Annotated in this window: 7 protein-coding genes; 6 read left to right on the top strand and 1 reads right to left on the bottom strand. The window is 69.9% G+C overall.

The window, feature by feature from the left end; translation table 11 throughout:
- Positions 1-37: 37 nt before the first annotated feature.
- Positions 38-1,582 carry a serine/threonine-protein kinase gene (locus ABT360_RS24755; protein ID WP_351820482.1) on the bottom strand — a complete coding sequence of 515 codons (1,545 nt, stop codon included), beginning with the start codon at positions 1,580-1,582 and terminating at the stop codon, positions 38-40.
- Positions 1,583-1,712: 130 nt separating this feature from the next.
- On the opposite strand from ABT360_RS24755, the gene ABT360_RS24750 reads away from it, so the two are divergent.
- From ABT360_RS24750 to ABT360_RS24725, 6 genes are all read left to right on the top strand, one after another.
- Positions 1,713-3,395, top strand: a complete 1,683-nt coding sequence (locus ABT360_RS24750) for a PD-(D/E)XK nuclease family protein (protein ID WP_351820479.1) — start codon at positions 1,713-1,715, stop codon at positions 3,393-3,395.
- Positions 3,396-3,473: 78 nt separating this feature from the next.
- Complete coding sequence (locus ABT360_RS24745; protein WP_351820476.1) at positions 3,474-4,673, top strand: restriction endonuclease-related protein; 1,200 nt, start codon at positions 3,474-3,476, stop codon at positions 4,671-4,673.
- The gene (locus ABT360_RS24740; RefSeq protein ID WP_351820473.1) at positions 4,666-8,364 is read left to right on the top strand and encodes a hypothetical protein; all 3,699 of its coding nucleotides are present in this window, start codon (positions 4,666-4,668) and stop codon (positions 8,362-8,364) included. Before ABT360_RS24745 ends, ABT360_RS24740 begins: the two co-directional genes overlap by 8 nt.
- 30 nt (positions 8,365-8,394) lie before the next feature.
- Positions 8,395-11,478 (top strand): pPIWI_RE module domain-containing protein, encoded by a 3,084-nt coding sequence (locus ABT360_RS24735; protein ID WP_351820470.1) that lies wholly within the window; start codon positions 8,395-8,397, stop codon positions 11,476-11,478.
- Between the two features lie 310 nt (positions 11,479-11,788).
- On the top strand, positions 11,789-12,604 hold the full coding sequence (locus ABT360_RS24730; protein ID WP_351820468.1) for a hypothetical protein: 816 nt from the start codon (positions 11,789-11,791) through the stop codon (positions 12,602-12,604).
- Positions 12,589-12,802 (top strand): hypothetical protein (locus tag ABT360_RS24725; protein ID WP_351820466.1); only part of this gene is annotated, 214 nt, incomplete at its 3' end. The genes ABT360_RS24730 and ABT360_RS24725, both read left to right, overlap by 16 nt.

The raw sequence follows: 12,802 nt of genomic DNA, 5'->3' as shown, positions 1-12,802 counted from the left end.
TCCGGCAGAGGCCGGGCCCCAGTTTCCGCAGAGCTCGTCAAGCTGGCCCTGGCAGGCGGTCCAGCAGCTTGCAGATTGCCTCGGGCAGCGCCGGGGACACTTCACCTTTCCTCGCGTCCAGAACAAGTTCCTTCACTTCGACTCCCACTTCTCGGCAGAATTCCACGGTCTGGGGGGATGGTCCCGTCCCGGGCCAGGACGCGAGTTCCTCGGCCAGATTCAGCCAGGTCTCGGCCACCGCCTGGACCGGGCTCCCCTCTGCAGTCATCACCTGGACCGCGCCGAGCCGTGCCCGGGCTCGCAGTTCACCGGTATCCGTGCCGGCCGATGCGTCCGCGAGCCGCCTGGCGACATCCCGGCAGATGCGGCCTGCGGAGGCAGTCTCTCCGCGCAGCATCTGAGCACGAGCCACGACGAGGCGCGCGCCCTGCACCTCGCGCACCGCCCCAGGAAGGTACTGCTCGGCGCGCACCAGCATTGCGGTCAGCTCGTCGACGGCCTTGTCCGGTTCGCCGCGTTCGATTTCCATCTCGGCCTCGGCGCACAGATTCCGTAGCGCGGACCGGGTGGTACCGCCGACGGGTCGGCGATGTACCCGAGGGCGGCGCGGACCCGTCGGTGGTGCTTCCGAGAGCGGGGCCACAGCGGTCTCCGGGGCGCGATGGGGCAGCGTCGGGTCCGGGTCGAGGGCGGGGCGGGGAGCGGGGTCGCCCGGCGAGGGCAGCAGGGGCCGCCAGATCTCAAGCGCCAGTTCCAGAGGCGGCCGATCGGCGGAGGACTTGGCGAGCATACGGTCAGTGATGTCCACGATCTCGGACGGCAGGCCGGGGACATCGTCGCTGAGTAGCGGCGGCCGCTCCTCGCAGTGCAGGCGGGCCAAGTCGTAGTCGGAGTGGCCGGCCTCGAAGACCAGCCGTCCAGTCACCATCTGGAACGCGATGCAGGCGACACTGTAGAGGTCGGCCTCCGGGCCCGGGTTGCGTTCGCCGCGGTGGATCTCCGGGGCCATGTAGCCGATCGTGCCGGGCGTCCGGCCGTTGGTGTACCGGGTGGCCGCCGGATCTTTCGGCAGGGCGATGCCGAAGTCGGTGAGGTATATGACGCCGTCGCGTCGGGCCAGCAGGATGTTGGCTGGCTTGACGTCCCGGTGCACCACGCCCGCGCCGTGCACCCGCCCCAGCACTTCCAGCAGCGGGACGATCACACACGCCGCGGCCGACAGGGTGGGTCTGTTCCGAGTGAGAAAAGCATGCAGGTCATCGCCATCGACGTACTCTGTGACGAGGTACGGGCGCGGCAGGGAGAGATCTGCATGGACGAAGGCTGGTACGCCCCGGCCACCGAAGCGTTGGTGCATTTCGCACTCGCGGTCGAAACGTCGTAACTCTTGTGGGATGGGAGTCCGGTACCCGCGCAGGGTGGCCTCCGGATCTCGAGGCCACAGGAACTTCACCGCGACAGCCCGCTCGGCATGCCTGTCGTCGGTCGCCCGATAGACGACCCCCATGCCACCCCAGGCGCCTTCGCCGGCGCGGCTGAATCTGCCCGCGAGCTTCTTCCCCGCCGGCCATGGCTCCACCACGCACACTCCCTGCCTCTCCTGGCGAACCGTCAGACATCAAGCTACAGGAGATTCTTGTGTGCCTTGACTTTGTTCACAGGGCTCTGTCACGGTGATGCCATCACCGTCGAGACTGCAAGGAGTCGGCACCGTGCAGCCCTGGGACAACCCTCCCGGTACGGTCGGCGTCGGGCGCCTGGCCCGCATCCCGGTCCGGCACCTGCGCGACGAGGAGCCCGGTTGTCCGATGAACCGTGCTCTCAGTGTCCGCCGCGACGTGTTCGCTGCGAAGCGGGTTCCGTCCAAGACCCCACGCGAGGAGTTCCCATTCGCGCTCGTGCAGGAACTGCTCGACCAACTGGAGTCCAGCGCGGCGCAGAGCATCGAAGAGGCCCTGGAACGGTGTCGCCCGACGCGGTCCCGGTGCCTGCCGCAGCACGTGACCTGGTCGGTGGCGGCCGCCGAGCGTTACCTCGACGCCTGGAGCAGGAACCAGGAAAACCGCAACGGCGCCGACCTCCCCCGCACGTTCCGCGCCCCGGACGCATGGATCGCGTTCCGCACGATCGAGGAACCCGACAAGCGCGGCATCACCGACTACGAGCGCACCGTCTGGGGGAGGCCGTACGTCTCGGACGACGCAAGGCTGCGTGAACTCGTGATTCCCACCAAAGGAAATGCCAAGGAGCGACTCTCGCTGCCCGAACTCGCCGCTGTCGCCTCTGTCTTGTATTACGGGACTCCGGCCCGCATCCCTTCCTTCGAGCATCACTCCCCAGCCCTCAGGCACCCGGCGCCACCGCCGCGGCCAGAACGCGTCCGGGTTTACTCCGCCGGCCTCACCGAAGGCCGGGTCCGCCTTCTGCGCACAACGGAGACCGACGCCTTAGCGGACTGGACCGCTGAAGAGATCACGGCCTTGCACGAGCAGCACGTCGTGCCCCGGCTCGGCCGTGTCCTCGACAGCCGCGAACGCATCGCCGGTGCCCACTGCGCGGGTTGCAAGGTGTTACCCGAGTGCTCCGTCGTACCGCGGGCGCCTGCTCTCCTCGCTCTTCCACCTCCCATGCGGCCTCGCAAGCGGCGCACGGTATCGGTCAGCGACCTGAGAGCACACCACGACTGCCCCGCCCGCTACCACCTGACCCGCGTACTCAAGCTGCCGAATCCCGTTCAGGAGAACGAGGCCGTGCGTAGAGGCCGGGCCGTCGACAGCTGGCTCAACGCCCGGCACGCCTCGGCGGACGCCCCGCCGTGCCGCGAAGTGCCTCTGCCCGCGCACCTGCCCGGCCTCGCAGACGACGAACTGGCCCCCGCCCTCGGCATGCTCCGGGCCCACCGGGCCAGGTGCCCGCTCGACAATCCGGCGGCAACGCGTTTCCGCCCGCAGCATCGAGTGATGGCCCACGACCCGCAGTCCGACGTCGTGGTCATCGCCTCGTGCGATCTGGTCTACGAGGAACGTGGCGGCGTAGTCGTTCGCGAGACTAAGACCAGCGCATTTCCACTGGGCGGCCGGTCCGTTCTGCTGGAAAAGCATCCGCAGCTCGCCCTCTCGGTACTGCTTCTGGCGGCCGGCGTGCTCGGCGGCGATTCGCGACGGTCCCGCGTGGAACTGGAGGTCCTGCGCCCGGACGGGGTGTCCCTTGAAGAGTTCGACCCGGGCGATGAGGCCACGGTCGAGCACGCCCGTACCGTCCTTGCCTCGTACACCGTGCCCTGGTCCATCGAGACCCGCTACGACGCGGTGCCCCGGCCCGGTTACGACTGCACGGGCTGCGAGGCACTGTCCTGGTGTGCCACTGGTAAAGAACGCGTGGCTTCCGCAGGTTGAGGCAAGTTCCCGTTGTCGCCGTCATGTCGCCGTCATGTCGCCGTCATGTCGCTCGTCGCACCACCTGGAGTGGAAACCGTGCCCGCGAGTCCCCTTGCCACCTTCGATTCGTCCGCCGAAACGCTCGATGCCTGGGCTGCCCATGACGGCGTGCCGCTACTGGCCACCGTGGCCCGTGCCCTGTGCGTCCTGGACCACACCACTGGGTTGGATGCCTTCTGCCTTCCGTACCCTCCCGTCGTCCAACTCGCCCTGGACCGGGCGGTCGTCGCCTGGCTGCGCGGTGGACTCCGGCCGCCCGCCTCACTCGCCGAACTCGTCCAGCGGTGTGCCGACATCCCATTGGAGGACTGGCCGCTGTCGCTGCCGTCGGACGCTGTCGGCCCGGATGACGTTCTGCTCGACCCGTACTCGCATCGCCCCACCCAGTTGTGCCATGAGTGGAGCGAATGGGAACGTTCGGCGCCCGACCCGGCTGTGCGGCATCGCGACCAGCAGGTGATGCGGACCGCTCTGGACCGCTGCCGCAGCCACGGAGAGGAGGGCGCATACACCGAGTTCCGCAGCCTGCTGGTGCGACGGCCGGTGCTGACTGCCCAGGAACTCTTCGCCCTGCACGGCGACTTCACGCTGGAGCCGGTCTGGGAGCTCATCGACCTGATCTACCCGGAGGTCCCTCTTTCCTGGAGCCGGGACGGTTGCTACGCGGTGTGCGGTCGCTGCGGAACACTGCTGACGCCGCTTGCGGGCGGAGAGTGGTGGTGCGAGCGGGATCGCTGCCGACGACAGGGAGACCCGCCGGTCGGCCGTCTGATCGAAGCGGCTCACGCCGGCACTGTGTACCAGCTGGAGCGCCCGCTGCGCCGACACGTCACCGGGCCCGGACTGGCGGAGGTGGAACTGGAGGACCGGCTCACCGGTCTGGGCCTCGACGTCACCATGTGGCCCGGTTTCGATGCCTACGACCTGTTGGTGGTCTTCCCTGACGGCCACCGCTGGGCCGTCGACGTCAAAGACTGGGCGCACCCGGCCTTCCTCGGCCGAGCCGCCCGGCCCGTGCGGCCCGAGCCTCCGTACGACGAGGCGTTCTGGGTGGTGCCTGTCTACCGGGTACGCGAGCGCCCCGGATATCAGCAGGCGTTTCAGCGAGCCCGGCCCGCGGCGGCCGCTGCCGTACGCCTGCTCACCGACGACGATTTGATCCGGGCTGCCCGGCAGCGGCTGGCCGAGTCGCGCCGTGGCACCCGCGCCGACAGCCAGGAGGACACAGATGCGTGATGAGAAAGCCTGGTGCGAGGTGGTAGCGGGGGAGTTGAGGCCCGAATGGCCCGAGGCCGGAGCCCCGGACGGGTTCGGCCCGGTCGAGTTGTGCCGCGTCGAGTTGGGGCTGCGGCTGCTCGAACGGCTTGCACCTACGGCGGATGCCGTGGACGCCTATGCGCTGTTCGGCGGTTACCCGTTCGCGCAACACGCCGGGCTGGCGCAACATCCGTGGCAGCGCACGGCCCTCACCGCCGCCCGGCACCTCCTGTGGCCGCTGCGGCGGCGCGCCTGGCGGCAGGCGCTGGACGCCTACCGGTCGGTCGCCAACAGGCTGCGGGCTTACGAGCTCCCGCCAGCCGGAACCCCCGGCGGCCCCCGACCCGTGGTGCCGATGGTGGCCGGGCGTCGGATGGACGTCTACGACCAGGCCCTCAGCCGGCTGCCGGACCTGGTTACCCGTACCCTCAAACTGGCCCCTGCAGGCACGAGTTCCTTCCAGGAACGCCGCCGCAACGCCTCGGTCTCGATTCCCGACGAACTCGTCCGCGCCAACCCACCCGGCCACGACCTCGCCGCAGGACGGCCCGGGGGCAGCGAGCCACTCAGCGTGTGCCGCGCCGAACTGCAGGCAACAGCCCGGTGGATGGACAAGCGCGAGCGCGAGGCGGAGGTCCCGCATCCCGGTCGCTGGGAACAGCGGCTGGAGGGAGTCAGGTTCGCGCCCCGCAATGCCGCGGGAACGGACTACATCGAGGCCGACGAGGTCGAACTGACCGGCATGGTGCACCTGGCCGGCATGGTCGGTGCCGGCAAGAGTACGTTCATGATTCTGGTGGCGGTCTGGGCCGCCCGACGCGAGATCCCGCTGCGCACCACGCTCGTCGTCGGAGACGTCGCCGAACAGCTACGGTTGTGCGGTCTCTTCGAGGCACTCGACATCGCCGTCGCGCCGGTGCTCGGCACCACCACACGCGAGCAGCACGTCCAGCGGTCGCATCGGCGGCTCTCCGCCCGAGGGTTCGACAACCTCCTCGACCACGACGACCCCGGCTTCGACCTGCTGAGCACCGCCTGCGCAGTGAGCGGTCTGCGCGGCGTCGACGGCGATCCGCTGGAATACCGCGACGCACCATGCACTCGGCTGCATCCCGAGCCACAGAGCGACCCGAAGGAACCGGAATCGGTCGTCCTGGAGCAATGGAATCCCGACCGGAGGAACACCGCACCCCGCCAGGCCCACGCCCCGGACCGCCTGCCCGGTCGCCCGCACGGTTGCCCTCTGTGGGCCGAGTGCCCGCGCCATGCGGCTGCCCGCGCGCAGGTCGACGCTCTGATCTGGGTGGCCAACCCGGCCAGCCTGGTACAGAGCCAGGTGCCCACGCACCTCAACGACGAGCGGCTGCGACAGCTGGAACTGGCCTGTCTGCGTAGCGACCTGATATTCGTGGACGAGGCCGACAGCGTCCAGATGTCACTGGACCGCCTCTTCACACCATCCGGCACGCTGGTTCGCCCCGACACCGACTCCTGGCTCGACCAGCTGAACCGCTACAAGATCGAGGAGCTGAGTAGGCGCGCCCGCCTGCCGCTGACCGACGGCCAGGTCGCTCAGTGGAACAGGGCCCTGGGAACCGTCACCCTTGCCGTCGATCCGCTTTGCGCTCTGCTGATCAAGGACGAGAAACTCAGGGAGTGGGCTGATCCCGCCTACTTCAGCCCGTGGACCCTCCAGCAGAACCTGCTCGACGACCTGTTCCGCGATGTGTCGCGGCGCCACCGCGAAGGCGAGCAGTACCAGGCGGAACGGGAGGCGTCCGCCGCGGCCGACATGGCTGAGGACAGCGCTGACCTCTACGAGGGCTATGACGACGTGGCGCACGAGCCCGGCCCCTCCCCGCACCTCGCGCTCTCCCCGGTCCGCCGCCTGCTCGAGGCGGCCTGGGATGCCTTCCGCGACGATCCGTTCGGAGAAGGTGACACCACCGACCCGCTCACCGGCGTCCTCGCCGACACGGCCGACGCCCTCCTGCACCACATGGCAGCAGGCCGCACGAGGGATCGGGTGCGTGAGCTGGCCGGTCAGCTCGTCGACCGGGTGACGGAGGAAGTACGAGCCGAACAGCCCGCATCCGCCACGCCCCCGCCCGAGCCAACGAAGGACTGGTGGGACGTCCTGTGCCTGCGGCTCTCCTTCCTCCTGCTGCTCAGCACCCTCCACCACAGGCTGGAGCGGCTCACCTTCCTATGGCCACATGTGGAGGCCGCCCTGCGACTGGACTCCCAGGGCAGGGAGCTGGCCCGGCGCGTCCCGCTGGACTACGCCCCGCTGGTGCCCGAGGCGCCCATGGGTAACATCCTCGGCTACCAATACCTCCCGGACGGCGAGGAACGCGACGACGCTGGCCGCCGCGGCGGCACCCTGCGCTTCTTCCGGTGTGCCGGAGTCGGGCGCGAGCTGCTGCTGAACCTGAACAGCCTCGGCGCCGACCCGGCCACCGGCCGTGGCGGCCCGCACGTCGTGTTGATGTCCGGCACTAGCTGGGCTGGCGAGTCCAGCCGCGCCCACGTCCGCGTCCCGGTGAGCCTCGTCCTCAAGCCCACCGACGCGTCCCTGGCTGCCGTGGCGCGCACCTCGTTCGCCACCCGTTTCCTCTACGACCGTGACGAGCGCCCGATGAGCCTCTCCGGCACACCGCCGCGCGACCGGCTCGCCCAGGCGGTCGCGATGGCCCGACGGCTCGGTGAACCGGGCCCGGGCGGCTCTTCGGTGCTGGGTCAGGAGATCAGCCGTATCCCTGAGATGACGCGGCGGAGAGCGCTGATCCTTGTGGGCAGTTACCGGGAAGCCGCTGCGGTGGCCGAGGCCCTGCACCGGTTCGACGCCTGGCGCGGCAAGGTGAGCGCGCTGATCCCGGACGACGAGGCCCGCGGCAGCGGCGTACCGGCCGGCACCGCACCGGGGCAGCAGGACGAGACTCCGGCGACACTACGGCGTGGCGACGTCGCCCGATTCGCCGACGATGACACCGCAGAAGTCCTGGTCGCTCCGCTGCTGGCCGTCGAGCGCGGCCACAACATCCTCAACGAGGAGGGCAAAGCGGCCTTCGGCACAGCCCTGTTCCTGGTCCGCCCGCACCCCCGCCCCGACGACCTTGACCTGTCCGTCTTCGCCGTCAACGACTGGCTGAGCGGCATGCTGCGCGACCAGCCGCGCCGCGACACCCTCGACGGCCCGCACACGCTCACCGAACTCATGGAGAAAGCGGGATCGCTGGACGAAGCGGCCGGAGCCCTGCGCCAACAGGGCCGCCGCGAATGGCGTCGGCTGCTCAACCGCAGATACGCCTACAGTTCACTGCCCGCCTGGGAGAAGCGCGCCTTCGCCTGGGACCAACTCGTCACGCTCTGGCAGGTCATTGGCCGTCTGGTACGCGGCGGAGTGCCCGCCCGCGTGGTGTTCGTCGATGCCGCCTTCTCGCCTCGCCTGGCGAGACAGCTCGCACCCGGCAGCACTGCCAAACCGTCCTCCGGGACCGATGTGCCGGGCACCGACGGCCTGCTCCACGCCCTCGCCGGCATCCTCGACCCCTACCTGACGGACCGGCCCGACACCGCCCCACCCCACCCCGACCCGGCGGCTCGCTCACTGGTCCGTCTCCTGTACCAGCCGTTCTACAACGCCCTGCGCACAATGACCCATCGCTGACTTCCGACTCTGCTCGCGAGGAGCCGTCCCATGCCACCCGTCTACCGCTCCGCCCGCACCACGGCCTGGCGTCCGGCTGACGCCTTGGCCTCTCACACCGCGCCCTACCGTGTCCTGCCCTTCCCCGAGCAGTGGCGGGATGCCGTTCTGACCCTGTGCAACGCGCCCCGGGTGGCAGCGGGCAAGGAGCCGTGGAAGACAGCACCGACCTGGCGCCTGGAACAGGTCCTGCAGGCTTTCGCACCCGACGTCCTCGCGCTGCCACGCCCCTTCCACGACCGCGACCCGGGTGCGCCGGCCCACTGGCTGTGTGCGCCCGCCGACCTCCCCGACCCGCTCCCCGGCCCGGTCCTGGACACCGTGCTCCAGCACTGGCTGCGTGACCTGCGGCCCGAGCCCGAGTACCGCAGCCTGCTGAAGGAGACCATCGCAGAACTGGCCGCCCATCCGCCGCGCTGGGAAACCGTCCACCATGAACTCATGCCGCGTGACGCCCCGACCGATGGCGGCACCGCACGTCCGTCACCGCACCAGTACAGCCTCAGCTCCGACTGGCTGGCGCGCCGGATCCTCGCCCTGGGCCCATACCTGTTCGACGGTGGGCAGCTCACTTTCCGGGCCATGCCACGCGGACCGCGTGACCAGGGTGCCCAACTTGTCTCCGAGCCGATCCGGTTCCCCGGGCCGGACGAGAAGCAGGACTCCTGGTGGTCGGTGACGCTGTCCATCACGCTCCAGACCGTGCCGTTCGACCCGCTGCCGCGCTTCAACCTCCGCTGGTCGGTTCGCCGTTGGGCCACTCGTACCAGCGCCAAGACGGGCCGCCTGCGCCTGCCCTGGGGTGCGAGCACCACCGTCCTGCTGCGTCCGCGCAGGCCGTTTCTGCCGGGCACCCCCCGCAGCGAGCGGTTCGCCGTCGCCGCTCTGGAGCGCTACTGGGACAAGGACCTGGGCGAGAAGGGCGACTTCGCCAACCGATGGCGCGCGGGCGGCCCCGCAGCGATGCTCGCCGGGCTGCCCCTGGGCGAGCCCTTCCCGGACGCTGACGCGATCCTGACCGCCCCCGCGTCCTGGCTGCGCGACGACGCCCGAGCTGGCATTCTGTACCGCACCGCGATGGGCCGGCACGACGTGGGCTCCGGCTTCATGGCACACCAGCTCTCGCAGCTCACAGCATGGGCCGAAGGCGCCCTCACCTCCGAACTTCGCCGTGCCCCGGACCTCTCGCTGATCGACCGTGGCACGCCCGCGAACATCCCCAAGGGCGACAAGGAGACGGTCGAAGCGGAACGGTGCGCTCAGCGCCGACTGGCGACGGCCTACGCGCTGGACGCTCTCGACGGCGTGGCGCGCCAGGGCGGCACTCCCGTGCTTGAGGCACGGCTGCTGTGGCAGTCGCCGCGGCTGCGCGACGCCGCCTTGGCCTCCCTCGCCGAGCATCTGGGCCTCAAGGGTGACGGCGGGTCCTTCACCGCGCAGCAGTACGACGACGCCACGGCCGGCGCGCCGGTCGTGCACGAGTGGTCCGCTCCGGAGCTGACCGTGCGGGTCCGCTGCATGCGCCCCCTCGTCGCGCTCGGTGACCGTACCGCCGACAGCCTCCTTGCCCCGCTCGACCTGCCCACCGGCACCCATATCAAGGACGTCCAGGTGACCGCCGCGACAGTGGCCCGCCGCGACAGCGCCGCACAGTGGCTGGCCGCGGAACGCACTAGCGAAGCGCCGGCCCTCGCCCTTGTAGAGATCGGCCGCGTCGCGTCATATCCAAGCAGACTGCACGACCCGAAGTTCGCCATGCGACTCGGCTGTGCCAAGGCAGGCTTCGTCACACAGTTCACCACGGTGCCCGAAGCAGGCGACGGGAACGGCAAGGGCGCGGAAACAGCGTCCAGCCTGCGGCACCGCACGCTAAGTGCCTGGAACGACGGCCTGCGGCAGCTCGGCGCGCGCACCCTCCCCCGGCTCGCTGAGCACGACGGACTACCCGACGGACTACGGCATGCCGCACTGTGGATGGTCCGTAAGAACCGTACGACCCGGAATCGCTGGGCCGCGTACCTCCCGGTCGGCGTCATGATCACCCCCGATCCGGCCGGCACCGACGCGGCCCGTGTCGAAGGCTGGGACCCCGAGGCACGCTCCGGCGCAGGCGCCTGGGTCCCCTACCCCGAACTCCTGCTGAGGCTGACCACAAAAGCTGAGGTCAAGCCCGTTCTGCCCAGCCAGCGCAGCTCACAGGACGACGAGGCCGACACCTCGGAGGTGCAGACGGAAAGTGGGACCGAGCGCCCGAAACGCTACCAAGAACGCGAACGGCAGCGCCGTGAGGCCGCCGAGTGGCTTCAGGGTCTGCGTGCCTCCCTGCGCACCGCACCAACCGTCCTGTTCGCCGAGGCCCACAACGCCCGCTCGCACTGGACCTGGCTCCAGGACGGCCGGATCGAACGGGATCGCCTGCAGGACGGCCTCGCTCCCGCTCGTCGCCTCGACCCCGACCTGCGGATGGTCCGAGTCCGCGCAGGCGCCCGGAACGAGACTCCGCAGTGGTGGGGGAGAGCCCCGAAGGGCAAGGCGAACGGCATCCAGCAGGGCTTGTGGGTGCCAGAGGATGCCGCTGAAGACGCCCGCGTGTTCTTCAGTACGACGGCCAAGCCCGTGCAGTTCAAGCACGCGGCGGTGACCGCCGACAAGCTCTCGCCCCGGCCGATCGCTCAGGGCAAGCGCAAGGGAGAACCCACCATCGACACCGGCCAGGCGGCCTGGATGCCGGGGCTGCTGGAGATCGCCGTCGTCGGTTGCCATCGGGACGACGGCGACGACCCGACGTCCCTCGCGCTTCTCACCCATATCCTGCGCCAGCCCTCGGACTACGACCAGGCCCTTGCCCTGCCCCTGCCACTTCACCTAGCCGGCCTGGCACAGGAGTACGTCCTGCCGACACCGAAGGACGACGAGGCGGAAACGGGAGACGCAGGGGCCGCGGTCCAATCCGGTGCTTCGGACGATTGGGATGACGCGCAGGACGCATCGCCGGTGGAACAGCCTGTGCCGAACTTGGAGTTGGAGGCACTCGACGTCGACACTGAAGGGCAGCTGCAACTGTTCGAGATGTAGGTCTGGCCCGTAGTCGGCGGTGACGGGGGGGTAGCCATCACCGATCATGGCCGTTCAGTCGCTGTGCCGTACGGCCGGTGGCCGCCGCGCCCAGGTCCGCTGCCACGCGAGCCCGGCTCCCGGACAGCCGCGCCCGCAGCAGGCCCACGGCCACGCGCACGCAGAACCCCCCTCACAGGCCGGATCTTGCTGGGTAGGGTGATCCGTGTTGCCGCAGGGCTCGGCACCGAGTCAGGAGCGGAGGTGGGGACGGATGTCGATACCCGCACTGCAGGCTATGGAGCGCGCCCGGGCCGCCGGAGGTCGCCTCGTGGACTTCACTCAGCGGGAGAGCCGCGGCATCGGACAGGTGTGTCCGTGGGACTTGGTGGTAACCATCGGGCCGGAGCCCGAGGACCGTGATGCGGCAGCCTGGATCATCGCCGACGAGATCATGCGAGCCCGCACCGACCTGGACGACCTCGCATACCGGCTCTGGCGCGACAGTGCCCTGGCCGGCACCCCGCTGACCGGCCCCGATCGCGCGCACGTCCTGCTCTACGCCGGCCCGGTATTCGAGGCCAACGACCCCACCGGCGTCACTGGCTATGTGGGCGAGTGGCTCTGGTACCTCTCCACCCGCGACCTTCCCCCCGAGCCTGGGCGCAGCGTGGAGATCCTGGACCCGCCCTCATCGACGGTGACGGACAGCGGGCCGGACGGGCTGGTGATCCACCGAGTGCCCGGCAGCGAGCTGGGGTTCGTCTTCCGGTTGTGGGAGATGAAGAAATTCACCGCGGAAAAGACGAAGCCGAGCGACACGATCCGCAAGGCATGGCAGCAATTGAACACCTGGGGGGCGCGGTACCTGGGCCAGATCTCGTGGGGAGGCCGGGAGTTGGCCCCCGACACCCGGGAGTTCGTCGCCTCAATGGCTAGGCAATGGGTGGACGCGAAGGCGTCGGGGAACGGCGGGGTCAGTATCGCGCTCGACGCCGCATACACCCCGGACACGGCCTTCGAGCGCTCGCACCAGCACTTCACCACCCACACCCACCCGGGCGCGCTGCAGGGCGTGGTGGTGGCGATCGAGGATCTTGAAGACTTCGCGAAGGACGTGAGGAGGTACGTGTGGAGCGCACTCTAGACCCGGAGGTACTCGCGTCCGCGCTCGGCGAGCACCGGGCGGGCGGGGTGCTGCCCAGCGCACAGGACCTGCTGGCGGCGATGACCGAGCTAGAGGTCGCGGCCTTCCGCGGTGAGCGGGAGATCGAGGATGAGACCCTTGCCACGGCGTGGTACCTGCACGGGCTCGCCGCGCTCGCCCCGGAGACTCCTGGCTACG

Source organism: Streptomyces sp. NPDC000229 (assembly GCF_040300825.1).
Taxonomy (GTDB): Bacteria; Actinomycetota; Actinomycetes; order Streptomycetales; family Streptomycetaceae; genus Streptomyces.
This window is presented reverse-complemented; position numbering and strand designations above follow the sequence as displayed.

Bases quoted from the DNA above. Each gene is read 5' to 3' on its own strand.
- ABT360_RS24740 (WP_351820473.1), top strand. From the start codon at position 4,666: ATGCGTGATGAGAAAGCCTGGTGCGAGGTGGTAGCGGGGGAGTTGAGG.
- ABT360_RS24735 (WP_351820470.1), top strand. From the start codon at position 8,395: ATGCCACCCGTCTACCGCTCCGCCCGCACCACGGCCTGGCGTCCGGCT.